This window comes from Congregibacter sp., assembly GCF_047617445.1.
GTDB lineage: Bacteria > Pseudomonadota > Gammaproteobacteria > Pseudomonadales > Halieaceae > Congregibacter.
In genome coordinates this window covers 1-25,788 of the sequence record NZ_JBLGBE010000046.1, presented here as the reverse complement: position 1 = coordinate 25,788, position 25,788 = coordinate 1, and the positions used below count along the sequence as shown (strand labels likewise).

Here is a 25,788-nt window from a genome sequence, read left to right as displayed (position 1 = left end):
GTCTTGTATTCGATTTGCTGTTGGAGCGGGCATCAGATCTCCCCAAAGATTATGAAGTTTGGCAGCCAGGTGACCCCGGTCGTCCTGACGTGCTGTTTTACGTAGGCCCCATAAATCCTCAGAACACCAGCTGGTTTCCTGAGGGTTTTACGCTAGTGCCTCTGTCACGATTTGATGCAGCTGGTGCGGAGTTTTATATCGACGGCATTAGCTTTCTTGTGCCGCAACTGCGTTCCACGCGTATTCCTGCCTTGACCTACTCGTTGCCGGGTAATGAAGTCGGGATTGATGCACTCGCTGTGGATATGCTGCTGGTGGCCCATAAAGACACGGATCCATCGGCTATCTACGACTTAACACGCGTGTTGTTGGAGCAAAAGCCGCGCTTTGCCGCCGTGGAACCGGCTGTGTTTCGCTGGATGAGTCGCGACTTTAGTCTTGGAGACTTTACCTTTCCTTTGCATAGGGGAGCGCGGAATTATTTCGAGCGCGACGAACCAGGGTTTTTGGAACGTTATGCGGACTCGCTTAATTTTTTGGTGTACCTGATAGCTTTGCTGTTTACCGGCGCGGTGGCTTTTGGACGCTGGAGAGCCCGGCGACGTAAGGACCGCATTGACGCGTTCTATTTGCGTGTCTTGGATTTGCGTCGAGCTGCTGGCTTTGATGACCCTAAGCGGCTACTGAGTGAGCTCGAGAAGATTGAAGATGATGCCTTTACAGGCTTGATGGACGAGCGATTAGCTGCGGATGACAGCTTTAGAATTTTTACTGGATTGGCCGAAGGGCTGCGCCGGGAGTTGAAGGATCAAATTGCTTACGGCCGTACTATCGAACCAGGCCAATAAGTCCTGCGGGTTCTGTCGTTGGGTCTTGGGCGTAGCGTACGCAGTTGCGGCCAGCATCTTTCGCGGCGTACAAAGCCTCGTCCGCCGATTGCAGCAATGCTTCGCTGCCAGGTGCGACATCCTGACTACTTGAGACACCAAAGCTTGCGGTAAACGCAATGCTATCGGTGCCGGCATTGCTTATCGCATGACGCAGTCGTTCTGCTAATCGAAGAGCCGCTGACGCAGGAGTGTCTTGCAGAATCAGCGCAAACTCGTCTCCACCTATGCGATTGATAACGTCGATACGTCGGGCGGTTTCTGTCATAACCCTGGCAACAGCTCTCAGTACCGCATCGCCCGCGGGGTGGCCATAATTGTCGTTGAGCGCTTTGAAATTGTCGATGTCCACGGCGATCAATGATAGGTCTCGTTGATATCTTTCAGCGCGGGCGACGGCAATGTCTAACTCACTATCAAACGCTCGCCGATTGAGTAGACCGGTCAATCCGTCAGTACGTGCCAGTTCGTTGGAGTCACGCAGTGCATCGAGTGCGACGCTGACCAGAGTGAATAACCCAACACCGGCAAAAATAGTCGGGAGAAAACTGAGATAAAAAACCCACGGTGCATTGGGAACGCTGCGTGCGCTGCTCATTCCCAAGGTCATTCCCACGACAGAGACAGGTATGACCAATGCCATCCAGAGGATCAGAGCCCAGTCACCGGCATTTTTCTTGCCGCGTTTTCTGTACAAAAGCCAAGTGCTCCACACCGCGCCAATAATGATGGATGCTGCAGTGAAGGGTACGTGGGAGCTTCGATCAAAGCCTAAAATAACAATGCCCAGAACAGGGGCTATCCAGATGCCGAAAAGCGCACCCACAAAGTATCCATTGACACGATAGCCGGCTCGTAAATGCAGCCCGCTCCAGAGTGCGATGACGCCCCCGGCGCCTATGCCATTTAGCAGTAGTAATAGGCGGAGGTCGACTTCTGACGCCTCTAGAGGCAGCAAGACAGTGAGCAGCCAGCTGAACGCCATGGCTGCGAAGGCAATAGCATGGGCAGTCGCCGCGCTAAAGCTTATGCTTCGCACGGCAAGCATTGCATTCGCTGCGGCGAGCATCATGCAGATGAATACGGTGCTCACAAGAAAGTTGAAGTAAGGGTCAATCACCATAGGTGCATTTTACGCTAACTTAATTTGCAGAAGATGATAGCGTGCTTTGGCTGAACCAGGGGGACATGGAATGTCGACGGCGCCACAAATTCTCACTGAACGATTGTGTTTGCGCGCACATTGTGAAGAGGATCACTCTTCGGCCATAGAGATTTGGCAGCATTCAGAGGTATACGCCTTTATTATCGGCTCACCGCTGAGCTCTCAGGATGTTTGGATGCGTTTGCTACGTTATGGCGGCCTGTGGGATATGCTGGGTTATGGTTATTGGGCCTTGGAAGAGCGGGCGACCGGTAAATACGTCGGGCAATTAGGGTTTGCAGATTTTAAGCGCGGCCTGATCGGCTTTGATGGACGTTATCCCGAGGCAGGATGGGTTCTACATCCGGATATGGCTGGCAAAGGCTATGCGACAGAGGGCATGCAGGCGGCCTGCGCCTGGCTCGATGCGCAGCCCGATCGCGCTCGAAGTTTTTGCATTATTTCGGCGGATAATTCGCGCTCGGTGAGGGTTGCCGAGAAGCTCGGTTATCGTTTTCTTCTCGACACGATGTTTGGTGAGGAGAAGACGGCGGTCTATTTTCGTGAGCGCTGACGCTCGGGTCAGAGCTCAATTGCCTTGAACGCCTATTGAGTCGCCGCCGCAGATGGCGATTTCAAATGCTTCAACATCGCCGCCATTTTTCCATGCAGCATCTGCATGGCTTGTAGCGGTCGAACCATCACTCGAAACTCACAGATTCGTCCATCGTCAGCGAAGCTAATAATGTCAACGCCGTTGATGAGTATGCCATCCACTGTGCATTCAAATTCGAGCACCGCATGTTTGTCTGTCACGACCTCTTTGGTGTAGTGAAAGGTCTCATTGAATACATTCATTGCGCCGGTGAGATAAAGAACTGTGACGTCGCGACCCGCTTGGGGTGTATGTACCACCGGGGACAAAAACACGCAGTCTTCCGTCAGTAACTCGGACAGACCGTCATGGTCTTGTTTGAGCACCATGTCGTGCCAGCGTTGCAATGTATTCATAGGAGTAATCCTGAGCGTCAGCGTGTACAGTTCAGGGTATGCGGTACCGAGAACCTTTGCGCGTCACTTTATAGAGAAGTTGGCAGTCAGTAAAAAAGTGGTTTTTACGGCAAGAACGATAATATAAGCAGAAGACGGTGGTGCGTGTGACGGCTGAAGCTGAAGTTACAGACGATCTAAAACATCGGATATTTCTCGAGCGGATCAACATCTTTTACGAGAGTCTCTCGGTCTCAGTCTTTGCGGTGGTTTTGAATACCTTGCTTCTGGGGTACATGCTTTGGAGGCCGGAGAACAGCCAAGCTGTGCTCATCTGGTGTGCAGCCACGCTCGCGATTGCCGTGTATCGTATAAGTAGCACAGTTCGGTATCGCCGGAGCTCACAAACGCAGCGAGAAGCCACATCTAAACGCTGGTACCGAGAGATGATGTTCGGTGTCTGGCTGTCAGGTTTAGCCTGGGGTGCGGCCGGTTTTGTGCTCTACGACTCCGAAAACATGCTCAACCATTCATTGCTGGCGTTCGTGATTGCTGGCATGTGCGCGGGAAGCATCGCCAGTTTGTCAGCGTTTGTCGAAGCAAGCGCTGTGTATCTGGCAGCTTCTCTATTGCCATTCATGGCGCGACTGATTGGTGAGGGCTCGTCAGAAACTAATGTGATGGCGGTCATGGTCGTGCTCTATCTGATTTTTATGACGGCCCTTGCGCGGCGGGTGAATCTGACGGTCATTGGCGGGCTAGAAATGACCTACTTACGCTCTCGGGCGGAGGACACTATTGAGCGTCAGGCACTCTTTGATGATCTCACCGGATTGCCTAACCGCCGTTTGCTGCAGGATCGACTGGCCCAAGCCTTGGCCAGAGCAAAGCGCAATGAGACTCAAGCGGCACTGCTTTTCCTGGACCTCGACTTTTTCAAGCGAGTAAACGATTCCTTAGGTCACAGTGCTGGTGATGAGCTGCTTGTTGAGGTTGGCCGACGCCTGCAAGTCTTTCTCCGCGAAGCCGATACCGCTGCGCGCCTGGGGGGCGACGAATTTGTTGCTTTGCTTACAGATATAGAAGGCGGTACGGAGCATGTTGTGTCGGTGGTGCGTCGCCGGGGTGAGGCGTTACGGCGCGCGATAGAAGCCCCCATCAGTATTCAGGGGAATGAGGTACATATCACCGTGAGTATTGGCGTGAGCCTGCTGCCCGATGATGCGAACGATGTCGATGACCTTTTGAAGCACGCTGACACCGCCATGTATCGCGCAAAGGGCGATGGTCGAAACACGCTGCGATTCTTTGTGCCGGAAATGCAGGCATCCCTGGCGAAGCGTATGGATATGGAGCGAGAGTTACGCGGCGCTCTGGAGGCCGGCGAAGGTTTGGAGCTTTACTTACAGCCGCAGTACACCGAGGAATCGGTGATATGTGGCGCCGAACTTTTACTGCGTTGGCAGCACAATGGTAAGTTCATCCCGCCCGACGTGTTTATTCCCGTCGCTGAGGATTCAGGACTTATCTATCGGCTCGGGGATTGGGTTTTAGCGAATGCCTGCAAAATTGGCGCACAGCTGGAGGACGAACTCCGTGGACGGGAGTTCTCCCTGGCCTTAAATGTAAGTCCGCGGCAATTCCGACAAAAAGGATTTTCCGAGAAAGTGCTTGCGGCGATAGAAAGTCATCACTTGCCTCGAGGCCTGATTGAGCTTGAGTTGACCGAAGGATTATTGATCGAAGATGTCGACGACACGGTCGCCAAAATGCTGTCCTTACGTGAGAGCGGAGTGCGATTTTCCATTGATGACTTCGGTACGGGTTACTCCTCGTTGCGATATCTCAAGTCGCTGCCGTTGGATACCCTAAAAGTAGATCAGTCCTTTGTTCGGGACGTGCTGACTGATCCCGGTGATGCCAGCATTGTGCGCGCGATCATCTCTATGGCTCAGACGCTCGAGCTGGAAGTGATCGCGGAGGGTGTTGAGACTGAGGCCGTGCGGGACTTTTTGATTAGCGCGAACTGCGTGCGCTTCCAGGGCTATCTCTATTCCAGGCCCATTCCCTTTGATGATTTCCTGAAGCTTCTTGAACAAGAGCGCGAGCAGATTATTGTTTAGCCATCGCTACTGCCATCGCGACTAGAGCTGAGCACATTGCCGTTTTCAGCGGCGGACGATACTTGGTCCTGCGCCTCAGGCTGTGTGAGGCTCTCCAGGCTGTCACGAATTGCGTGGGGTGCGCTGGAGATTTTCATGAACGTTCCCATGCTCAGGTCCGGGAAGGCAAGGGCAATACGAAACTTGCTCGCCAGTGCATAAACATCACTACCGGATACCAACAGGGCATAGGGTAGGTGGGCTGTGTGCCGCAGTTCATCGCTGTCTGTAATCGCCATGACGCCGGCGTCACTTCCATCACCGCTGCCTATACCCACACCAAAAAGCACTTCTTCGCTATCGGGGATCACGACTTCGAATACCGGCAGTAGTTGTTTGGAATTGTCGGCAAGATTCCGTCGGACAGTAGCGAGCGCAGCGGCGTGGTTTGGAAAGCTTCCGAGATGGCCGCGATCTTTTAGCCCGGACATCATCATGTAGCGGTAATTCGTAAGTTTCTTTTTACTGAGATTTTTTTTGACCCGAAGGGTTGGCCGTCGCCGAATAAATCCTCAAGAGCGGCGCTCACGGTGTCAAGGGGGGCCTACCTGCAATGCGGCCCCCAATAGCCGAGTTTGCGTGGCTGCGCTGAACCTTGCCGTCCACTTCGCTTAGCCCGACTCGCAGCACTGCTGCGTACCCTCCGAACGCTTTCGCAGATGCAGCCGCCAGCAGCGCCGGATGGGTGATGACAATGACGGTTGCTCCCGGATACGGGCTGTATTCTCCAAGAATTTCAAAAGTGCTGCTTTCGAGTGCGCTGCGAGTCCGGTCAGTACTTTCGTTGAGTGTCCCGGCTAGCGTATCGATGAGTCGATAGGGGCGCAGTTCGTCTTGTGCCTGCGTCGCGAGCGCAAGGCAGCAGCATAGGGAGAGAAGTATGTGGGGTAGTTTGAACATAGATACAGTGCTTTATTATTAATTTATGTAAATACACTAATATAAAATTTCCAGCAAGTACCGACGCCTGTGTCCGAATGCGCCGCGCATTCAAATGCCTAAGGGTGGAGAGGAGCTAAGATCTGCAAGGAGTGATTTGAGGCACTCGTGGCCTTAGCCACCAAAGGTGTCGACAATTTGCTGAACCCGTCTACCGTGGCTGCGATCAGCAAGTACCCGCAACATTCCGCCGAGCTCCAGTCGTCGCAGATAATCCGGAACGTGGAAGAAGTCCGGAGATTCCTGGGCAAGCAGGTCGAACTGCGCCAGGTCTTTGAGGCCCGCATAGGCCACCTCGTCGCCAATGCGGCAGGCAAGATAGAGGATGAGGTCTTCTCGCTGCTGCTCTGTGCTGCGTTCATTGTCATCGGGTGCCCAGGTCAGGGGTGTGAGCGAATGCCGGAGCGCTTCACAAAGGTCTTCCGGGAGGCTCCATTGACGCACCAGCATCGAACTGAGCACGGCTGAGTTAGCCATCACGTCATGTTGCTGCGCCTCAACCCGGCCTAAAAGGCCCGTTTTAGTCGCGTAGATCACGGATAGTTCTGGGCGAGCCGAAATAAGGGCCAGGTCTCCAATATTGACGAGGAGCGCGCGAGTGGCATGTACCGAGGGGTGTTCCAGGTTCAGTGCCGTTGCATAGGCTTGTGCCGCGGCGCTGGCGACATAGCTTGAGCGCCATATGCGCATATAAGCTGCTTTTTGCACGTCGGTTTCAAATTTCATGACCTGCCCGACGGTACTTTGTAAAACCAGGCCCCGGACCATGGTTGTGCCGAGGTACGCGACAGCGTGTTCGATGCTGGAAATAGGGCTACTGAGCGCGAAGGCAGCAGAATTTACGACCCGCAATACATCGGCGGAGAGCGTGGGGCTGGAGAGAATGGCCTCGCGCAGTTCCTCCGGGTCGTCCAGCCCTCCCGTAAGGCGCTCAATAAGAGGAGGTGGCTGTCGAAGAGCGGCCACCAGCGCTCGAATATCCTCGAGCTCCAATTCATTGAGGTGTTCTTCCATTACGAGAAAAAGGTCAGCCAGGCTGTCGGGCGTTTTGCGTTCAGACAGTGCTTCCAGGGTCTCCACGTCAGCATTCGATGCCTCGACTGATGCCAAGGCTACCGTGGGCGCCGTGGTCTTAGCGACGGGATTTACAGGAGACTGCGGAATCTCCTTTTTACCGCCGCGCTTGAACCAGCTCATTCTTAGCTCTCCCGTTAGCCGTGCTTTAGTTTTTCAGCGATTCGCTCAGAAATTGTATAAGCGACGCTTTTTGTTGTGGACTCATTTGTGTGACGACGTCGAGAACGCCCGAAGGCCAGTGCTCGGTCGCGTCGGTCCCGTCAAAGAGATAGTAATTGAAGAAATGCCCCCATGCACTGCGTTGCGCGTCGGGGAGGCCCCGCAGTCCCATAATGCTGTGGAGTAGGCTGGCTTTTGGTGAAATTCCGCTCGAAGAAACTCCTGCGAACCAGTAATTCACTAATAGATTGATGCTGTCCAGTGATTCTACCGCATGCCACCAGGGCGCAGGAATGTAGATGGCATCTCCCGGCTCCAGTTCAACCTGCATAGCGCTCTCTAGGGCCTGCGCATAACGGGGGAATCGCTCAAGATCCGGGTTTCGAATGTCTACGGTACTGATTGGAACGCCTCCAGGGGCGTCAAGGATGGGGCCCAGGTACAAATTATGGATTTGTTCCGGGGGAAACAGCGTAAAGCGACGACGACCTGTAACCACGCAGGCAATATTGTCTTTCACATCGAAGTGGGGGGCGACGACCGCGCGGTTGCCAAGCCAAAACGTAGGTTCTGACTCACTGCCAAGGAGAGGTAGAGGGTTCTCTGCAGTGAAGCCCGGCAGTGCATCGTTGACGTTCGCCGCCTGAACCGCGATTGCCGGGGGTTTTGGGAGTTTTCTCGCACGCACAAGATGCTCTATAGTGGAGCGCAGCGCAGCGCCGACAATGCCATAGTTTACGCCTTGAAACTGCTCGTCGTAGAAGAATCGACCGTTAATGCTGGGGTCTCCCACCACTGTATAAACCGCTTGTTCGCTATCCAGTGTCAGTAGGTATTCCAGCAGGGAGGCAACTGATTCAGCATTACGATGCACCGCGGGCCAGTCACGGACGAGTCCGCGAAAGACCGCGGGCTTGTATAGGGGAACAACCTCCGACTCGAACACTGCGGGGGATACATTCCCCCACTCGGGGGGCTTTGGGAGCATATTGTTGGCTTCTTTGGGCACGCGCGAAGTGTACATTGTTGCTACGCTTTGGTGCTCGGTCTTGGCTCGGTATCTCCGCTACGCAGGCGGCAATCAGGCGGCTTTTGCGGCTTTGATATCAGTGGTGCAAAAAGCGCCACCGCTGCGCTCCCAATGTGGGGCGTTTTCCTGTAACCTTCCGCAGCTAATTTTTTGTCCACAAATTCGAATCCTTGAGAACGAGCATGTCTGACTTATCGCTTTATAGAAACATCGGCATTTTCGCCCACGTTGATGCCGGAAAAACTACGACAACCGAGCGTATTCTTAAACTCACCGGTAAAATCCACAAGACCGGTGAAGTACACGACGGGGCGGCAACGACCGATTTCATGGAACAGGAGCAAGAGCGGGGCATTACCATTCAGGCTGCCGCGACTACCTGTTTCTGGAAAGACCACCGTCTGAACATCATTGATACGCCCGGACACGTGGATTTTACTGTTGAAGTGTATCGTTCACTGAAAGTTCTGGACGGCGGAGTCGGCGTATTTTGTGGATCTGGCGGTGTAGAGCCTCAGTCCGAGACGAACTGGCGCTACGCGAACGAGTCAGAAGTCGCGCGAATCATTTTTGTGAACAAACTGGACCGCATGGGTGCAGACTTCCTGCGCGTTGTCGCTCAGGTCGAGAGCGTTTTGGGCGCTAACCCATTGGTAATGGTGCTCCCCATCGGCCAAGAGGACGACTTTATTGGTGTCGTCGACCTTTTGACGCGCAAGGCGCACACATGGCCGGATCCCGGTAATCCAGAAAAATTCGATATTTCCGATGTTCCAGAGGACATGGTTGACGAGGTTGAAGCGTGGCGTGAAAAACTTATCGAGACTGCCGTTGAGCAGGACGATGACCTTATGGAATCGTACCTTGACGGTACTGAGCCATCGTTGGACGACATCAAGCGTTGTATCCGTAACGGTACTCGTAAGCTGGAATTCTTCCCCACTTACTGTGGTTCAGCGTTCAAGGACAAGGGCGTTCAGCTGATTCTGGATGCGGTTGTTGATTACCTGCCGGATCCTACCGAAGTAGAACCTCAGGATCTGACTGATGAGTTGGGTGAGCCCACGGGCGAGAAAGCGCTGGTTTCTCTGGAAGAGCCCCTGCGCGCCCTGGCCTTCAAAATCATGGACGACCGATTCGGTGCGCTGACCTTTGTGCGCCTTTATTCGGGTGTGCTGAACCGTGGCGACACGATTCTTAACTCCTTTACCGGTAAGTCCGAGCGTATTGGCCGTATGGTTGAAATGCACGCCAACGACCGAAACGAAGTTGATCGGGCTCAGGCGGGCGACATTATTGCCATCGTCGGCATGAAGAACGTTCAGACAGGCCATACGCTGTGTGATCCCAAGCATCCTTGCACCCTGGAAGCCATGGTCTTCCCGGAGCCTGTGATTTCTATCGCGGTGGCGCCCAAGGACAAGGCAGGTGCTGAGAAAATGGCGATTGCCATCGGCAAAATGGTTGCTGAGGATCCTTCGTTTCGCGTTGAGACTGACCAAGACTCCGGCGAAACCATCCTTCGGGGAATGGGCGAGCTTCACCTTGATGTGAAGGTCGACATTCTTAAGCGTACCTACGCTGTTGAGCTGAATGTAGGTAAGCCACAGGTGGCCTACCGCGAGACCATCACCATGGAAATCGACGACTCCTATACCCACAAGAAGCAGTCGGGTGGTTCGGGTCAGTACGGCAAGATCGACTATCGCATCCGCCCCGGAGCGGCAGGTTCTGGCTTTACGTTCTCGTCATCGGTAGTGGGCGGCAACGTACCTAAGGAATTCTTCCCTGCGATTGAGAAAGGTTTTAAGAGCCTCATGGGCGAAGGTACGGTTGCGGGCTTCCCGGTTTTGGACGTTGAAATCGAAGTCTATGACGGTGGTTTCCACGCCGTTGACTCCTCGGCAATCGCCTTTGAATTGGCTGCCAAGGGTGCATTCCGTCAGTCCATGCCTAAAGCGGGCGCTCAGTTGATTGAGCCCATCATGAAAGTGGACGTGTTTACGCCGGATGATCACGTGGGTGACGTCATTGGTGACCTTAATCGTCGTCGTGGCATGATCAAAGATCAGGATGCAGGTGTGACGGGTGTGCGTATCAAGGCTGAAGTGCCGCTGTCAGAGATGTTTGGTTACATTGGCACGCTGCGCACCATGACGTCTGGCCGTGGCCAGTTCTCCATGGAGTTCTCGCACTATCTGCCATGTCCTGCGAACGTTGCGGAGACTGTCATTGCAGAAGTGAAAGAGCGTAAAGCTAACGCTTAAGCTTTAGAGCTTCTAGCGTCAGTAAAAGCCGGCATTCATTGCCGGTTTTTTTTTGCTTCATCGCCGGTGCTCGGGATCAAGGCCTGCGATGCAGGACTTTAAGTCGGCGAGACAGACGGCAGCCCTTTGAGCTGCTCGCGCATCTCCAGCGACGCCTCAGCATTGTTAGACGCGCTCGACGGACGCTCAAAGGACCACCGTCCTCCGCGCACTGGTCAGTGCCACACTCAGGCGTTCAGACGTTGTGCCGGCTGATGGGTGGCTCGGCGCCGTTTTGCTCGAGCGTCCGTCGAGCGCGTTGTTTAGTGCGCTGACGCCGCTGGAGATGCGCGAGCAGCTCGAGTAAAGCGGGGTCGAGCCGCCAAGAACGTCTAAGGAGAGGAGCAAAGACGATCCCTGGAATTCGCGATTAACCTCGGTTTGCCTGTCTTATCTCAAGCGACTGGCAGCTCAATGAGCAGGGTTGCGACCTCAGCGGTTTTGTCACGCACAGTTAGAACTTTAGATCCTCGCTTTCGTCCTCTGCGCACTTCGGAGGTATCAAATCCGGCCTGGCTGAGTCGCGCGTGGCTCGCATCAGCGTCCTTAACGCGCCAGGTCAGTCCATAGAAGTTGTCCTCCTTCGGCGAGGTCCGATCCTCGGTGTTGGGGGCGTTCTCATCGAGATGCTCAAAGACCTCTACAATTAAGTCACCGCAGCGAAAGAACATAAGTCGCGCTTTCCACTCTGGACGGCTCATATCCATGCGCATATCCAGGCCCAGTTGGGATCCGAGCAAGAATGCCGTGCTTTCGGCACTCTGTGAGGCGATAACGATATGGTCGAGCCCATTGGATGCGGTGGCTTGCTTGGCCGTAGCTTTGCTGTCTCCTTCGACGAAAGACATTTGAATACCCCGGGTATCTGGACTGGATGCAATCTGCATGACCTTCGGAGAGTCGCTTGGGGTGATGGGGTTCTCTGTGGTGGCCTCACTCGACGCAATACCTACGCGTTGCAATCGCCGAACCATGCGCTGGAGGCTGTCCACGGCAAAGCAAACGGCTTCGAGACCGCGTGGTTGCTCGGAGGCTACCAGGCGCACAGCGACGTTATCGGTGTTGAAGATAGCGATGTCGTGGCCGTCCTGTGCACCTCGCCAAGATGGTTTTAGGTCCAGCAGGACTGCATAGTTGTCTATCTCGGTATCGAGATCAGCCACGCTGATAGTCAGATGTTCTAATGCGACTACAGGCGATGTCATGGATTACTCCGCAATAGAATGTTGAACATGACATCCATTTTCACACAAAGTTGTGCGCATCGCTTTGCTCAAAACACTCAAGTCTAGCGGTGCTTTGATGCGGCGGCGGAGCATGCAGCCTGCTCTTTCTGTGTTCGTGTCTGCGATGCTTAAGTAAAACATCATCATGTGCGGGTAGGGCAGCTGTGGCACTATATCGACATGAAGAAAATACGAATTTTCGCTGCTGTTCCACTCGTTTTTTTGTTTACCGCAGTTCAGGCCGCGGAGGACTCTACGGATCTTGCGAAAAAGCTGGCGAATCCTGTGGCTGCTCTAATCAGCGTGCCCATCCAGGCAAACTACGATGACGGCTTTGGCGCTCGCTACTGGGCAGAAAGCCCAAGCGGCGGGCCTGACGGTTGGGGCCTGCGTTTAAATCTAACTTTGTTATTTCCTAAATAGACCGCGCGTCGCACAGCGGGAGGTTACGGTATGGCAGACGGAAGCAGTGGGCGGGATGATCCTCGGTTTCGCCAGATCAATAGTTTTAAAGATTACTTCGATGTCGACCTCGCTCGGACACATACTTTTACTCAGCGCGCATCGGCCGCGAAAATTGATCCTGGGGCTTTAGAGTCACAGCACCAGAGCCTGCTGCGAGACGGCTTTGTCATTATCGAGAATCTGGTAAGCCCCTCACAGCTGGAGCAGCTTCGCAGCGAAGCGAACGTTCACTTGGATAAACCCGGCCGCAACTCCTTTGAAGGCGAGCGCACGCAAAGACTCTACGGACTCCCAGAAAAGTGCCGCTCTGCCGATGACTTTGTTACCCACCCCTTGATCCTGGCGCATCTGGATCGCTTGCTGAAGCCCAACTATTTGCTGTCTCAGGCACAAATTATCAATATTTTGACCGGTTCCCCGGCGCAGCCACTGCACATAGACGATGGCTTTTATCCCTGGCCCAGCCCTCGCCCTGCGCTGAGTGTGGCTACGGTGTTTGCTATCGATGATTTCACGGAAAACAATGGTGCGACTGTGGCAATACCCGGCAGCCATCTGTGGAGAGAAGGGAGAGTACCCCAAGACAGTGATACTCGCGTAAAGGCGGTTATGTCCGCAGGGTCTTGTATCTTGTTTCTGGGCAATCTTTGGCATGGCGGTGGCGAGAACTATTCTGGAAGTAGCCGTCTGGCGTTTACCGGGCAGTACTGTGAGCCTTACTTGCGCACTCAGGAGAACTATTTTTTGTCGGTATCAAAGGAGACTGCCGCGAGCGTGTCTGAAGATATGCGTCGCTTGCTGGGTTATTCGATACATCCCCCGTTTATGGGGATGGTCAATGGTATGCATCCTAAGCGAGCGCTCCCCATGCCGGCGTTGAATGATTAGTCCCGCTTAGCAGTATCGGGTACTGGCTCTGAGGAAAATTCAGCGTAGCAGGTGCCTAATAGCTGCTGCAGTTGATCGACATGCTGGCGCGGCGCACCGATACCCATCTGAAGCTGCATCCTGCGGTCTTCTAGCCAGATTTGGTAGTCGCTGGTCAAGGCGCCTCCCAGCAGCGACTCCAGCTGAGTGATGGGTTTAGTCAGCTGGTAATAGCGCTGGTTCAGATCGGCTCCGCGTACTTGAATACGTTCCACAAAAAACTTGCCCACGACGGTGCGTAAGATGGGCGCTGCGGTGGATTGAGTGTTGTCTGTGCACAGCGGCCCGGCAGTGATGCGCTGGTCAATAAGCACATCCGCTGCTTTGAGATAGGCGGCTTGCTTTGATAGCGCGTCCAGTAGTTCGCCGCCGTCGCCTCGAGCAATATCGGAAAGCGCCAATTCAAAACGGGTCTCATCGGCGCGATAATCCCCGGACAGCCAGCGGGCAGCATCGGCTGTGACCTGTTCCAGAGCGGTGATAACCAGACTGCTCGTTTGCTTCGGGTAATCCTCAGGTGCTTGACGTGCGCGCCAGAAGTCGCGGTATTCCCGGTTCCCCAAGGTGGCATTGAAAATTAAAGCCGGTAGCTGCGATCGCTTGAGGGTGACGCTGTCGCGAATAATACGGGCAAGCCCTTCTCGACCGTCCGCCAAAAGCGTTTCGATGCACGGAGGTGCGTCCCGTAAAAAAGCCAATTCCATCAGTAAGCGCTGGGATGGCGGAGCCACCCTGCCCAAGCTGCTATTGCGCTTGGCTACTGTCTGCTGGAGGGCGCAGCCTCGAAGGCGAAGAAAGTCCAGTCCATCGAGTTTGCCCCCATCAAGCGGGATGCGCAGCGCCTCTGCTCGAGGCGGCCGGGACGTCATAAGCACCTGGGCCTGCATCGCGTCTATACCCAGTGGGCGTGACAGGCGTTGGAGATAGTCGTTCAGCTCAGCTGTCTGCCCTCCGTCCGTGCAGGCGGTGAGCAGCAGCTGCACCGTGGCCGCCAGCACTATAGCGCGGACACGGCTTATGCGCTGTGTCCGCGGACTGACTAACGGCGGTATCAGCTTAGTGCAGAGCGGCAGCGCTCTACCCATGCATTGAGATTGTCACAGCCTTCGGGAATGGATTCTTTTACCCAGCGAGCTGTTTCTACGCCGACCAGCAGATCGATGTCAGCAAAGCTAATGGTATCGCCGCACAGGAAGGGCTTGTCTCCCAACTCTTCATTAAAGAGCTTCAGGCTGCCCCGGAAGCGCTTGCGACCCCGCTCTTCCAGCGCTGGTATCTGCTCCACATCGAGAGGTCCGGGGAGTGCGCGGCTTTCGAAAGCCGGGCTGCGATTGCGGAGCATTTCTGCGAAGGCTTCGAAGATGGAAACGAAGATACGATGATCCCAGCTGATAACCAGAGCGCGTTCAAGCGGGGTGCTGCCCATCAGGGGTTTTGTCGGGTGCAGCTCGTCCAGATAGGCGCAGATCGCGATAACTTCTGTTAGCAGGATGCCTTCATCAGTCATGAGCGCTGGCAGCGTACCGAGGGGATTGATGCCTAAAAACGCAGCTTCCCGATGGGCGTTGACCCGCATATCAATCTGGGTGGTAGGCAGTTCAATGCCCTTGAAGGCGAGGAACAGTCCTAAACGTCGGGGATTGGGGGCTGAATCGTAGGTGTACAAATGCATAAGGGGTTTCTCTTTGGGCAACGATAGCTAGAGTTTTTTGAAGCCGAATGGTAGCAGAGGCTCGAATTAAGTTGGCAATGGAGGCTGCAGTCTTCGCTTTGAAGCAGGTAGCGCTGCGGCTATAATGCGCGCCCACGAAATGGAGAGTTAACCGTGTTGACGCGAATTTTAATGCTAGGTCTGTCACTAGGCCTGATAGCTGCGGCGCAAGCCGTAGAACTTACCGATGAGCAGCGTGCTGCCATTGAGGCGCGTATCTCGCCGGTTGGCGAAGTCTGTCTGCAGGGTGAGAGTTGTGGCGGTACGCCAGCCGTGATGGGTGCGGTAGCCGTGATCGACGGCGAGGGTACTTACAATATGGCCTGTCTGGCTTGTCACGCCTCGGGTGTCGCAGGCGCTCCCATTGTTGGGGACGTTGGCTCCTGGGCGCCACGTATTGCTAAGGGTATTGATGCGCTCTATAACAGTGGCGTCAATGGTGTAGCGGGCACAGCAATGATGGCAAAAGGCGGTCGAGCTGACCTGTCCGATGAGGCGGTGATCGCAGCGGTCGATTTTATGATTGAGAACAGCCAGTAAATGAGTCCCAGGTAGGCTTGCGCAAGCGAGTCGTCTGACGAAACCGCTGGGGTGCGCCGCAGCGGTTTTTTTATGCCTGCAGTTTGTTGGTCCGTAATTACCGCTGTTGCACAGTGTCTCTATAGGCCAAAGCTTCCTGTAAGTGTTTGGTGCTTACCGCATCTTCCCCTGTCAGGTCGGCAATACTGCGCGCTACTCGCAGCAATCTGTGCACCGCTCTTGGGGAGAGTCTCAAACGCTTGGCGCTTTGCTGTACCAGTTGTTGTTCTTTCGTTCCCAGGGCGCAGTTGTCTATCAGCGCCGACCCGGTCAGCTGTGAGTTGTTTTGCTTCTGGCGTTTGTATTGCCGTTTCTGGGACCGCATTACGCGACTGCGCACCGTGGCAGAATCTTCTCCTTGCCCGGGAGAAAACAAGTCACAGGTATCTTCGCGCTCTACACGAACCTGCAGGTCTATACGATCCAGCAGTGGGCCTGATACTCGCGCACTGTAACTGAGGCGTTGTGCAGCACTGCACTTACAAGGTTTTTGCGGATCGCCGGCAAACCCGCAGGGGCAGGGGTTCATAGCCGCAATCAATTGAAAGCGGGCGGGGTAGCGAATGCTGCAGCTTGCTCGTGCGATGCGGATTTCGCCGGTCTCCAGCGGCTCCCGAAGCATATTCAAGGTGTGCCGGGAGAATTCGGGCAGCTCGTCAAGAAACAAGACGCCCCCGTGCGCCAGTGAAATTTCTCCCGGTCTGGGAATGGAGCCGCCACCCACTAGAGCGGCGGCGCTGGCACTGTGATGTGGCGCTCGAAAGGCGCGTTGTTTTCCCCCAAGCGTTTCTCCCTGTAAGTCGTAAAGCGCACATACGGTAAGCCACTCACTATGCGCAGGCGGCGGCAAAATGCCCGGTAGGCAGTTGGCAAGAAGGCTCTTACCGGTGCCCGGGGGCCCGCTCAGGAGCAGGTTATGTCCCCCGCTTGCAGCGATCTCTAGTGCTCTTCGTGGGACCAATTGACCGGATACTTCGGCTATATCCGGCCCAGTTTGCTCGGGATCGGGCGGCAGCGCCGTGACTTTTGGTGATTCCGCGCGGCCCCGCAGTACCGCGCAAAGCGAGAGGAGGTCCGAGGCATAGATCAGTTGACTATGGGGTATGGCAAGACAGGACCGGGCGGACTCTATCGGAAGAAGTATTCGGCGCTTACTGTGGCTGGCGGCCATTGCGGCTGCGACGGCTCCCCGCACGGGTCGCAAAGTTCCATCCAGTGCAAGTTCACCAATGCACTCACTGCCCAGTAGCGTGTCTTGAGGGAGTTGCCCTGATGCACAGAGGATGCCGAGCGCGATGGGAAGATCAAAGCGGCCTCCGCCTTTCGGCAGGTCTGCGGGAGCCAGGTTGACCGTAATACGACGGTCAGGAAACTCAAAATGGGAATTGATGAGCGCGCTACGCACGCGATCTTTACTCTCACGCACGGCAGTCTCTGGCATGCCCACTACAGTGAAGGCGGGTAGCCCGTTAGAGAGGTGGACTTCAACGCGCACTAAGGGTGCGTTCAGGCCTTGATTGGCCCGGGATAGAACCACTGCGTAGTTCATAACTCGTTCATGACTCGTCCCTAAGTAGTCGCGAAGGCATCCTTGCCTTGCGTATGTCCAACGTTTTGAACCGGCTTCCGGCCGGTCTTCGATCCAGGTGGTGGAAGGTCCGACCGAGCTTAGATGGAGCTTGTTCCCTGGGTCGCCATCAGCCTGTCGGCTTTCGCTCTTGTATTAGTTGGCGGCGCTCTTTTCGAGCGTGTCGACCAGCGCGCCCATGGCGGCTAATTCTGACTCCAGGGCGGCTACTTTGCCTCGTGTACGCTCAAGAATCTCGCTTTGCGCATCGAACTCTTCACGACTGACAAAATCGAGCTTGCGCAGGGCTGATTGAATGAACTGCCGTGCGTTGCGATCGACCTCGTTTACCAATCCTGCCGGCCCGACTAGTTCGTTGACCTGTTGCATGACTTCACTGATGGGGGGCGGTTTGAGCGCCATAGAGTGTTCTCCTGCTTGATCCTTATGCAGTGTAGAGGATGGTGTGCCGAGATCACAGCTCAACCCAGTGCACCAAACTGACACTTGGCACCAAAATAGTGCATAAAATTCAGCGATTTCTTACTGTTGCGCCATCATTTTGAGGGCTTGTTTTTTATAAGTCATTGATTAAAAGAAGAAAACAATGTGTGGCATATCCATTGCTCAGAGCATAGACGGAAACGTCGTGCTGCCCTTGGGTTAGTGCAATAAGACGATTAAACGGCGAGCCGATTGGCGCGAGTTGTGAGTCCTTGTTCAGTCAGGAGAATTACATGAAGTTGATAACGGCAATTGTGAAGCCATTTAAGCTGGATGACGTGCGCGAGTCGCTGTCAGAGATCGGCGTACAGGGCATCACAGTTACAGAGGTCAAAGGATTCGGGCGACAAAAGGGTCACACCGAGTTGTATCGCGGCGCCGAGTACGTCGTGGATTTTCTTCCCAAAGTGAAAATCGAGGTGGCCGTTGCTGAAGGCATGGTGGACCAAACGATTGAAGCGATCACCAAGTCGGCAAATACCGGAAAGATCGGAGACGGCAAAGTATTTGTGTCCAGTCTGGAGCAGGTGATTCGTATTCGCACCGGCGAAACCGGCGAAGAAGCGATCTAACAGCGCCTTTGCATTAGCGCGCTAAAAGCCCCCCGAATTCAGCACGAGAGAATCTTCATGGAAAACCAAGTATTTGAACTGAGCTATGCACTGGACACGTTTTATTTTCTCGTGTGTGGTGCGTTGGTAATGTGGATGGCTGCCGGCTTTGCCATGCTTGAGGCCGGTCTGGTGCGATCTAAAAACACCACCGAAATCCTTACCAAGAACGTCGCACTGTTTGCGATTGCCTGCACCATGTACATGGTCTGCGGTTATTCAATTATGTATCCCGCCCTGGGCGCAAGCCTGCTGACGGGTATCACCGGCGACGGTGTTACAGGGGCTGAAGAGGCCGCTACTTATGCACCATCGGCTGACTTCTTCTTTCAGGTTGTCTTCGTCGCCACGGCCATGTCCATTGTGTCTGGTGCCGTTGCCGAGCGCATGAAGCTCTGGTCCTTCTTAATCTTTGCAGTGGTCATGACGGGCCTTATCTATCCCATAGAAGGCAACTGGACCTGGGGCGGCGATCCTGTATTTGGTATGTACACTCTGGGCGACCTTGGCTTCTCTGACTTTGCGGGCTCGGGCATCGTACACATGTCGGGTGCGGCTGCGGCGCTTGCAGGTGTGCTCCTGCTGGGTGCACGGAAGGGCAAGTACCGCGCTGATGGATCTGTAGTGGCGATCCCCGGTGCCAACCTGCCTATGGCAACACTAGGTACATTCATTCTTTGGATGGGCTGGTTTGGCTTTAATGGTGGCTCGGTACTGGCAACCTCAAGCGTCGAGAACGCTAACGCTGTGGCTGTAGTCTTTATGAACACCAACGCTGCCGCTTGTGGTGGCTTGGTTGCAGCACTGCTCACTGCACGCCTGTTGTTTGGTAAGGCTGACCTGACCATGGCTCTTAACGGTGCATTGGCCGGACTGGTAGCAATTACCGCTGAACCATCCACACCGACGCCATTGCTGGCCACCCTGTTTGGCGCGGTTGGCGGCACCCTGGTGGTCTTCTCCATCGTCACTTTGGACAAGCTCAAGATCGATGATCCCGTAGGTGCTATTTCGGTGCACGGTGTTGTGGGTCTACTGGGTCTGCTCCTGGTTCCTCTCACCAATGACGGCTCGAGCTTCAGTGGTCAGCTTATCGGTGCAGCAACTATCTTTGGCTGGGTGTTTGCCGCTAGTTTTATTACTTTCTTCGCGATCAAGGCCGTCATGGGTATCCGAGTTACCGAAGAAGAGGAATACGAAGGTGTGGATCTTTCCGAGTGTGGCTTAGAGGCCTACCCGGAGTTCGTCTCTGCCAAGTAACCATCTTGCGGGCGCATTATTTAATGCGTTTTTTGGGGGCCCTCTGGGGCCCCCTTTTTTTGGCTTGTCTCGGGATGATTGATTTGAATGAGCGCGAGAAGGATAGGTAGTCAGCGCTTAGAGTGAGCTATATTGCCGAACGAAGTGTTAGCTCAGCGCCTAAGGTGATTTGATGTTTCTGCGCAAGATCTCCAATCATATGAAAGACCAGAGTTGGTTCGCGGTGGTCGTGGACTTTGTTATTGTTTTTGTCGGTGTATTTGTGGGTCTTCAGGCACAGGACTGGAGCAACGCGCGTCAATTTGATCAGCTGGAGCGCGATTATCTTGCCGAGCTGGCTGACGAGATTCGCTTAAACAATGAGCTTACCGCGGGTCACTCTGAAATGATGGCCTTGATTGTCGAGTCCGGGGAGCGGGCCATAGAATTTTTGGCCCAGGACAAGCCTTGCGAAACCGAATGCTGGCCTCATGTCGTCGATTTCTTTGCCGCATCACAGGTGTTTTTCTCGCCGATATCCACCACGGTCTATGACGAGATGCGACGACTTGGCCTGTTACGCACGGCTTCGATAAAGCCGGCCTTGAGTTCTTACTACGTGCTCAGTACGACTGTTTTCTCGTCTTTGGATCCAAATCCTGCTTATCGTCTGCGCATCCGTGAATTGCTTTCTGTGCCGGCACACCGCGCTCTGTGGGGAGTGTGTCACGGTGTTAAGGATGGAATCGAGTTTATGGCCATGGACTGCCCACCGGGACTACCAAACGAAGATACAAAAGCGCTATTGGAGCGGTTCCGCTCCGATTCCTCCTTGCCGGGGTTGCTGAATTATTGGGTGGGTATGCACGTTCTTTGGACTCCGCGGCTGGGTCAGATTGGGGATCAAGGTGCCGCGGCGGTTCTGTCGATAGAGGCAGCGCTTACTGCGGGGTGATTTTGGCTGCAGGCACCTGCGGTTTCAATGGGTCGACGCAACACATGCGACAAATCGGTCTGCCGGTGTTTCGTAGTCTAGTGTTTTTCTGGGACGTTCGTTTGAGCGTCTTGCTACGCGATTGAGTTCGGCACTGCGAGTGCTCGGATAGATCAGTACCCTTCGGGAAGTACTGCCTCAAGAGTCGATTGGTATTCTCGTTGGAGCCTCGCTGCCACGGACTCTTCGAGCCACAGCAGTAAACCTGTATATCGGTCTCGTTCGACGTCTTGGGCCCATCCTAGACGCTTACTTTGACGGGTCGCTCACCGTGCGGGCTCGGCAACCAGCGCGAGGCGGGTGCCGTCAGGCGAGACAGCGAGGCGGGTCAGCGTCAGTCCCAGGTGAGTGAGATCGACAACCTGCTGCCAGCTGCCCTCGCGCCAGGCGAACACCCGCGACCCGGCGGATCCCAGGAGGACCCCATCGGGCGTCCAGGCATGAAAATCGCCGCCCTCGGGGAGGAGAGCAAGCACTTCGGTGCGATCCAGATCGAGATCGTACATCTCGACCACCCTGCCACTATCAGTCGCACGCGTGAAGCTCACGGCCCGGCCGTTTGGCACTGATTGAGGTGAGCGACCCACCCCCGTGGCGAGCGTTCGTGACGCCTGCGAATCGAGTTCGACGAGCTGAAGGACCGATGGGTCCTGCAGGAGCCAGAGCGCGACGTGTGAAGCGTCGAACCACGCGTGATAGCCCACCGGTCCGATGTCGGCAAAGATGATCTCCGCTGCGGCGCCCTCTCGCGGCATGCGCCACAGCCGGCCGCTGGTATCATCCGGTGACCTGATGTAACTGATCCCGCCATCGCTATCAGGAATGGGTGTGGGAGAGAACTCGCCTTGTTCCGCTGTCGCTGTGACGCGAGTCGAACGTTCCTCTTGGGTGCTCCACCGCCAAAGGTCTGTCCGCCCGTCCTCCATCTGCACGAAGAGTATGTCCCCCGCCGACGTAAAGACGGGCTGATTGTCGTAGCCGGGCCGGTTGGTGAGATTGCGCGGCGACCCTGCGCGCAGCGCGTCGCCCTCCCGCACTAGCTCCAGGAGCCAGACGTCGGTTCCTTCTGGCACCCCGGCCGCGGCCGAACGCTCGGAACCGCCGGTCTCCCGGGGGGCGGCGACGGGCGGCTCTCCCGTACATCCCGGGGTCACCAGAAAAATCGCAAGGACAAACGCGGCGAGGGCGCCGGGCAGCTCCGGACGGGGGCAAGGGTGAGGATGGCTCATGGACGGTACTCGGTTAAGGAAACGGCAGATCGGCGGAGCGGCTAGCGCCGCAAAACTCAGTTTAGCCCCCCCGATGCAGCGACCTCAACCCAGCCCAACGACTATAGAATTTAAGGAGGATCAGCGACCCTACCCCAATGTTTTGTTGCTACCGCCGGGGCGTCATGCTCCAACTCATCCAGCAAGGCAAGTCGACTCATACTGCATCCGACGAAAGCCTTATGAGCAAGTTCCGGGAGTACTGCCTGAACCAACACTGGTGTGCCTGCCTCAACGATGCCCTTGGGCAAATCGATGCTTGACGACTGCACTACAACGACATCAGACCGTACCGAGCTTTGAGCAAGAAGCCGCCAGCCGTATTCGCATTGGAGGTCGGCTGATAACCTCGCATTGCCATATCTGTCATTGCTGTAGTGCTGGGGCCCGGTCATAGGTGTTGCAGCGATCGGCTGAGTCCTCAACTCAAAGCAGACCTAAAGGCCGTCAGAGAATTTAACAGCACATAACTTGAGGTTACTGCTGGTTTTGGCTTGGGATAGCCTTTCGGCCAGGAGCAGTCGCTGTACGTCTCTATGACCGTGTTATGGACTGCCACTTTCAATCTCAGCGCTCAGTAACTCTTGAAGCAATGTCAATTGTTTCAAGACAAAGCGATCCATACCATTTGCCAGACTCGAGTGAGAGTTGGCATTTATCGCTAGTGCGTTGGCGAACCCCGGGTCATTACGCATTTTCCTCAGGTTGCACTGGGGCGTTGAGGCGAAGCCATCCCTGTCTTCTGGATCATCGGTCCGCGTAAACTTCATCTGCATAAGTTCAGGAAATAGAACCGGTAGATCATATCCTCGAATGGCGAAAGCAGTCTTTGGCGATGTCTCAAAACACCTCAAGACGGTCATTAGACATCAGACCACTTCAGCTATTTAGGAAGCCGTTTTGTTTCAAAAAGAGACGTTGAATGGCTATTCAAAAGAGCCGCTTACACTTACCTGTTGTAGATAACCGGCATTTTGCCTATCCACTGCTTCCAAACTGTTTCATCGCCGATAAGATCAGCCATGAAGCAACCTACATTGATTCGACTGGTCTTGCCCGCGTCGAAGATCGCGCTTCTAATTGGCGAAGAATGTACCGAAAAATCCGTCGTCTCAGCTTCATCAATCAAAGAATCAGGACGAACTACGGTCCATTCGATGCTGCCGTCAGTTTGGCCAATTTCGGTGCGCAGATACTCCGCTGCGTCTTCGTTGTCCGCATGCGCGGGCAGCAATAGTCGCAGAAGCCCAGTTACAAACTTTTCTCCAGTCGATACCTCCTCGTCGAGGTCACGGTTTCGGTTCCCGGTAGTATTCATAAGTAGAAATTTGACTGGAGCCACAGGCTCGTTCATTTTTACCGCGTTGCAGAGTCGTCTGGTGGCATCAGTGACAAGTCTTCGCGGAGGCCAAAACATACCCTTGAAACTAAGGTTGTGACCTAGGCAGGACGCTATAGCGTCACAGCGGCTCACGCATCGGATCATTTCGTCATTGGAAAGATCGAGTACGCTCGCTTGAATAATCGACAGGTGATCGTGGTTCGTGAGTGCGCCTAGAAGAGATTCCTTTGATCGAACGATTACCTTTACGTGCTTCCCGCGTTCAAGTAACTGTTCCACCAACAGCCGTCCGGTAGCCCCGCTGGCTCCAACTACGAGTGTCGTCATTCCATTGATTCCCTATAACGCGTACGTGGTCAACAGCCTCGGGGCATTCAGGGCTTCCTAGGTAGGTTTCTGCGCGTTCTCAAGAATCGATTCGGGTCGAGAGCGGCCGCTGAGCGCAATCATAGACGACTGCCTGCTGCTAAGCGAAAGCCGATCTTGGAACGAGAAAAATGTGAGCGGTGGCTACTTCCTCTTCGACCTCACAGCGATCATTCGTGTTCAAGCCTGAGGCGCAAAAAGCGCTGGCCTGGGCGTTAGGGTGAGTTGAATCCGAAGGCCCACTTCCAGACGTCGGATTGTTTTACGTAGATGGTGGTGGCGTACAGTTCCTGCCCACCAATATCTTGTCCACCGCAGGCGCCATTGACAGTGCCCTTTACTGTAAGAATGCCGACCGTTGTCGTCACCAACGAAGCGTGTGCGTCACTCAGGCGGAAGCTCTCCACGTCGCAGAGTGGCCCCGTCCAGTTTTCAATCGTGTCGCTCTTGTTGGCGAAGTGGCCGCCGAATATGTTGATGAAAGAAATTTCCTCAGCAGTGAGCTCCTCAAGGGAGGATGCGTCGTGCGCACGCCATGTTTCCCATACAGCTGTCTCGACTGCCAGCAACTCCTTGGTGAGAGGCACAGCCGCTAGCGGCAATGAATTCGACAAGCTCACGACGGCCGGCTCAGTCGCTCGCCAGGCATTTGCAAGGGGGGGGGGCTGAGGAAATGGCGGCGCGGCAAGGTCAACGATATGATTTTCGCCGTGGTATCCAGCCAGCCACCTGCCGCTGTCGAGCACCCACAGAGTCGTCGCGCGCACCGGGCTTGGTAGCACGCTGCTAGTCCCAGCGAAGGTGCAGGCTCCATCAATGTTTCGGACGTAGCTCAGGATATAGACCGCGTCTGTGATTCTCATGAGGGTTGGCTGATCGAGCTCCCATCTGTCCTCAACCTGGCACTTGATGCCGCTTACTAAAGACATAGCATCCGTTTTACCCATTCGTTGACCGTTCTCGTGCATGACAAAACTGTCGCTTAGGCGTTGTCCGTAACGATCCGCGTCGCCGTCCAAAAAAGCCTCTATTGTTTGGCGATCCAGTGAGGCCAATGCCTCAGGCGTAGGGTCAAAAGGCCGGTTATCTTCGTTGGTTGCTACAGCTGAAATGCATGTCGCTAACGCCACAAATGCTGCGACATGTGCACCACAAACGGGGCCGGTAGCCATTGTTTATTCCTCGCGCCATAAGGTCGCTGCAATTTGGTTGTGAAGGTTACGCGCTTTTCGTTGAGTGTCACTATGAAGGAAAGTCAATCCAGCCCACTTGGCCGCTCCTGGGCGACGCGACGGTCGCGATGCCGGCTTCCACCTCAGAGCGGGTTGATTCTGGCACGTTTCACGTGCTTTCCAGGTCCAGCAACCAGTAGCCGAGAGCCCAAGCACATAAAAGCCATATGACGATAACGACGGTGGGTGCGTATTTGCTGACTGGCTGAACAGCCAATTCAGCCGCTTGCGCGCGACTCACTTCTACAATCGATGTTGGAGTTAGCGGGATAACAAGCATGATGCCGAGTGGGAGGAAAATAACGTCATCCCAATAGCCAAGGACAGGTATAAAGTCTGGGATAAGGTCTATTGGACTCAAGGCGCACGCTGCCACTGCGAGTGCTATAAGCTTTACGAGTATTGGTGTGCTCGGATTCCGTGCGACAAAGTAAACCGTCAATACATCGTGCTTGATACGTCTTGCCAACTTCTTCAGCTTGGACATCAACCCCATGAGTGCCCAACAGTTATTTGAACAGCGTCGCGGATACGACAATGTAGCCATAGAAGCGCCGCAGGTTATAGCCACATCAGTACGAAGGGCTTTTGAGTGTTTGAGCCGATGCTATGGTTCAGTCCATCCCAACGACAGCTAGTTGGTCATGACAAGCAGATCTTCATTGTTCCACGACAACCCGATTACTTTAAGCTTTCATCTGATATAGCGGCGTCTCTTAGTAGTCATAACAAGTCGTTACACACAACGAAGCTACTCGTTCCAAACAAAAAAGCCGGCGTAAACACGCCGGCTTTTTAAACTTCGATCGTCTGGATCTAGAATTGATACTGCAACCCGACTGACGCCGTTCGGGGCTTGTTAGGCCGGGCACCCTCGGGCTGTCGCGACACGATGGCGCGCTTAGCAAAGATGTTCTCAAATTTGAAGAACACGACGGCATCGTCGCTCAAGGCATAGCGACTGATCAGGTCGGTCACCAATAGGTCTTCGGTTCGATTGAACTGATTGTTATCGCGATTACAGCCGATGGTGACGCAGGTTTCATCGATGTACTTAATCACC

At 54.7% G+C, this 25,788-nt stretch carries 27 protein-coding genes and 2 pseudogenes; 10 read left to right on the top strand and 19 right to left on the bottom strand.

Annotation, left to right across the window (positions count from 1 at the left end; genetic code table 11):
* Window positions 1-848, top strand: an 848-nt coding sequence (locus ACI9KD_RS11330; protein WP_414981280.1) for a TAXI family TRAP transporter solute-binding subunit, incomplete at its 5' end; no start/stop codon positions are given.
* Here ACI9KD_RS11330 and ACI9KD_RS11325 read toward each other — a convergent pair.
* The gene (locus ACI9KD_RS11325) at window positions 829-2,010 is read right to left on the bottom strand and encodes a GGDEF domain-containing protein (RefSeq protein ID WP_414981279.1); all 1,182 of its coding nucleotides are present in this window, start codon (window positions 2,008-2,010) and stop codon (window positions 829-831) included. The genes ACI9KD_RS11330 and ACI9KD_RS11325 overlap by 20 nt on opposite strands.
* A gap of 70 nt (window positions 2,011-2,080) precedes the next feature.
* Here ACI9KD_RS11325 and ACI9KD_RS11320 point away from each other — a divergent pair, with 70 nt between their 5' ends.
* A complete protein-coding gene (locus ACI9KD_RS11320; protein WP_414981278.1) occupies window positions 2,081-2,605 on the top strand; it encodes a GNAT family N-acetyltransferase in 525 nt (174 codons plus the stop codon).
* A 32-nt stretch (window positions 2,606-2,637) separates the two neighbouring features.
* On the opposite strand, the gene ACI9KD_RS11315 is transcribed toward ACI9KD_RS11320, so the two are convergent.
* The gene (locus ACI9KD_RS11315; RefSeq protein ID WP_414981277.1) at window positions 2,638-3,042 is read right to left on the bottom strand and encodes a nuclear transport factor 2 family protein; all 405 of its coding nucleotides are present in this window, start codon (window positions 3,040-3,042) and stop codon (window positions 2,638-2,640) included.
* A 146-nt stretch (window positions 3,043-3,188) separates the two neighbouring features.
* On the opposite strand from ACI9KD_RS11315, the gene ACI9KD_RS11310 reads away from it, so the two are divergent.
* The gene (locus ACI9KD_RS11310; RefSeq protein ID WP_414981276.1) at window positions 3,189-5,144 is read left to right on the top strand and encodes a putative bifunctional diguanylate cyclase/phosphodiesterase; all 1,956 of its coding nucleotides are present in this window, start codon (window positions 3,189-3,191) and stop codon (window positions 5,142-5,144) included.
* Here the strand turns inward: ACI9KD_RS11310 and ACI9KD_RS11305 are convergent.
* The 4 genes from ACI9KD_RS11305 to ACI9KD_RS11290 all read right to left on the bottom strand — a co-directional run bounded on the left by ACI9KD_RS11305 (window position 5,141) and on the right by ACI9KD_RS11290 (window position 8,382).
* Window positions 5,141-5,620 carry a hypothetical protein gene (locus tag ACI9KD_RS11305; RefSeq protein ID WP_414981275.1) on the bottom strand — a complete coding sequence of 160 codons (480 nt, stop codon included), beginning with the start codon at window positions 5,618-5,620 and terminating at the stop codon, window positions 5,141-5,143. The genes ACI9KD_RS11310 and ACI9KD_RS11305 overlap by 4 nt on opposite strands.
* Before the next feature lie 88 nt (window positions 5,621-5,708).
* Entirely contained in the window at window positions 5,709-6,083 is a 375-nt protein-coding gene (locus tag ACI9KD_RS11300; protein ID WP_414981274.1) for a hypothetical protein, read from the bottom strand.
* Window positions 6,084-6,236: 153 nt separating this feature from the next.
* A complete protein-coding gene (locus tag ACI9KD_RS11295) occupies window positions 6,237-7,319 on the bottom strand; it encodes an HDOD domain-containing protein (protein WP_414981273.1) in 1,083 nt (360 codons plus the stop codon).
* Window positions 7,320-7,344: 25 nt separating this feature from the next.
* Complete coding sequence (locus ACI9KD_RS11290) at window positions 7,345-8,382, bottom strand: cupin-like domain-containing protein (protein WP_414981272.1); 1,038 nt, start codon at window positions 8,380-8,382, stop codon at window positions 7,345-7,347.
* Between the two features lie 188 nt (window positions 8,383-8,570).
* Between ACI9KD_RS11290 and fusA the strand changes: the two genes are divergently transcribed.
* Window positions 8,571-10,655 (top strand): elongation factor G, encoded by a 2,085-nt coding sequence (fusA, locus tag ACI9KD_RS11285; RefSeq protein WP_414981271.1) that lies wholly within the window; start codon window positions 8,571-8,573, stop codon window positions 10,653-10,655.
* A 434-nt stretch (window positions 10,656-11,089) separates the two neighbouring features.
* Here the strand turns inward: fusA and ACI9KD_RS11280 are convergent, their stop codons facing one another.
* Complete coding sequence (locus ACI9KD_RS11280; protein WP_414981270.1) at window positions 11,090-11,899, bottom strand: VOC family protein; 810 nt, start codon at window positions 11,897-11,899, stop codon at window positions 11,090-11,092.
* Between the two features lie 201 nt (window positions 11,900-12,100).
* On the opposite strand from ACI9KD_RS11280, the gene ACI9KD_RS11275 reads away from it, so the two are divergent.
* A complete protein-coding gene (locus ACI9KD_RS11275; protein WP_414981269.1) occupies window positions 12,101-12,343 on the top strand; it encodes a hypothetical protein in 243 nt (80 codons plus the stop codon).
* Window positions 12,344-12,373: 30 nt separating this feature from the next.
* Window positions 12,374-13,273, top strand: coding sequence for a phytanoyl-CoA dioxygenase family protein (locus tag ACI9KD_RS11270; protein WP_414981268.1), 900 nt, complete (start codon window positions 12,374-12,376; stop codon window positions 13,271-13,273).
* On the opposite strand, the gene ACI9KD_RS11265 is transcribed toward ACI9KD_RS11270, so the two are convergent.
* Window positions 13,270-14,295 carry a DUF3080 family protein gene (locus ACI9KD_RS11265; RefSeq protein ID WP_414981267.1) on the bottom strand — a complete coding sequence of 342 codons (1,026 nt, stop codon included), beginning with the start codon at window positions 14,293-14,295 and terminating at the stop codon, window positions 13,270-13,272. The genes ACI9KD_RS11270 and ACI9KD_RS11265 overlap by 4 nt on opposite strands.
* 68 nt (window positions 14,296-14,363) lie before the next feature.
* Complete coding sequence (locus ACI9KD_RS11260) at window positions 14,364-14,984, bottom strand: glutathione S-transferase family protein (RefSeq protein WP_414981266.1); 621 nt, start codon at window positions 14,982-14,984, stop codon at window positions 14,364-14,366.
* Between the two features lie 153 nt (window positions 14,985-15,137).
* Between ACI9KD_RS11260 and ACI9KD_RS11255 the strand changes: the two genes are divergently transcribed.
* Entirely contained in the window at window positions 15,138-15,563 is a 426-nt protein-coding gene (locus ACI9KD_RS11255; protein WP_414981265.1) for a c-type cytochrome, read from the top strand.
* Window positions 15,564-15,660: 97 nt separating this feature from the next.
* Here ACI9KD_RS11255 and ACI9KD_RS11250 read toward each other — a convergent pair whose 3' ends face one another.
* Both ACI9KD_RS11250 and ACI9KD_RS11245 read right to left on the bottom strand, forming a co-directional pair.
* On the bottom strand, window positions 15,661-17,151 hold the full coding sequence (locus ACI9KD_RS11250; protein WP_414981264.1) for a YifB family Mg chelatase-like AAA ATPase: 1,491 nt from the start codon (window positions 17,149-17,151) through the stop codon (window positions 15,661-15,663).
* Window positions 17,152-17,325: 174 nt separating this feature from the next.
* Window positions 17,326-17,592, bottom strand: coding sequence for an accessory factor UbiK family protein (locus ACI9KD_RS11245; protein WP_414981263.1), 267 nt, complete (start codon window positions 17,590-17,592; stop codon window positions 17,326-17,328).
* 314 nt (window positions 17,593-17,906) lie between these two features.
* On the opposite strand from ACI9KD_RS11245, the gene glnK reads away from it, so the two are divergent.
* The 3 genes from glnK to ACI9KD_RS11230 all read left to right on the top strand — a co-directional run bounded on the left by glnK (window position 17,907) and on the right by ACI9KD_RS11230 (window position 20,478).
* Entirely contained in the window at window positions 17,907-18,245 is a 339-nt protein-coding gene (gene glnK, locus ACI9KD_RS11240; RefSeq protein WP_040809830.1) for a P-II family nitrogen regulator, read from the top strand.
* A gap of 57 nt (window positions 18,246-18,302) precedes the next feature.
* Window positions 18,303-19,544 carry an ammonium transporter gene (locus ACI9KD_RS11235; RefSeq protein ID WP_414981262.1) on the top strand — a complete coding sequence of 414 codons (1,242 nt, stop codon included), beginning with the start codon at window positions 18,303-18,305 and terminating at the stop codon, window positions 19,542-19,544.
* A 172-nt stretch (window positions 19,545-19,716) separates the two neighbouring features.
* A complete protein-coding gene (locus tag ACI9KD_RS11230; protein WP_414981261.1) occupies window positions 19,717-20,478 on the top strand; it encodes a hypothetical protein in 762 nt (253 codons plus the stop codon).
* Window positions 20,479-20,502: 24 nt separating this feature from the next.
* Here the strand turns inward: ACI9KD_RS11230 and ACI9KD_RS11225 are convergent.
* From ACI9KD_RS11225 to ACI9KD_RS11190, 8 genes and pseudogenes are all read right to left on the bottom strand, one after another.
* A pseudogene (locus ACI9KD_RS11225) lies at window positions 20,503-20,734 on the bottom strand (IS30 family transposase); the annotation flags it as partial.
* A gap of 49 nt (window positions 20,735-20,783) precedes the next feature.
* Window positions 20,784-21,746, bottom strand: a complete 963-nt coding sequence (locus ACI9KD_RS11220) for a hypothetical protein (protein WP_414981260.1) — start codon at window positions 21,744-21,746, stop codon at window positions 20,784-20,786.
* Window positions 21,747-21,856: 110 nt separating this feature from the next.
* On the bottom strand, window positions 21,857-22,057 hold the full coding sequence (locus ACI9KD_RS11215) for a hypothetical protein (protein ID WP_414981259.1): 201 nt from the start codon (window positions 22,055-22,057) through the stop codon (window positions 21,857-21,859).
* Between the two features lie 273 nt (window positions 22,058-22,330).
* Window positions 22,331-22,555, bottom strand: a complete 225-nt coding sequence (locus tag ACI9KD_RS11210) for a hypothetical protein (RefSeq protein ID WP_414981258.1) — start codon at window positions 22,553-22,555, stop codon at window positions 22,331-22,333.
* A gap of 179 nt (window positions 22,556-22,734) precedes the next feature.
* Window positions 22,735-23,454 (bottom strand): NAD(P)-dependent oxidoreductase, encoded by a 720-nt coding sequence (locus tag ACI9KD_RS11205; protein ID WP_414981257.1) that lies wholly within the window; start codon window positions 23,452-23,454, stop codon window positions 22,735-22,737.
* 254 nt (window positions 23,455-23,708) lie between these two features.
* Entirely contained in the window at window positions 23,709-24,665 is a 957-nt protein-coding gene (locus tag ACI9KD_RS11200) for a nuclear transport factor 2 family protein (protein WP_414981256.1), read from the bottom strand.
* 169 nt (window positions 24,666-24,834) lie between these two features.
* Window positions 24,835-25,212: a YkvA family protein gene (locus tag ACI9KD_RS11195; RefSeq protein ID WP_414981255.1), complete on the bottom strand. Its 378-nt coding sequence runs from the start codon at window positions 25,210-25,212 to the stop codon at window positions 24,835-24,837.
* A 329-nt stretch (window positions 25,213-25,541) separates the two neighbouring features.
* Window positions 25,542-25,788, bottom strand: a pseudogene (locus ACI9KD_RS11190) (TonB-dependent receptor); the annotation flags it as partial.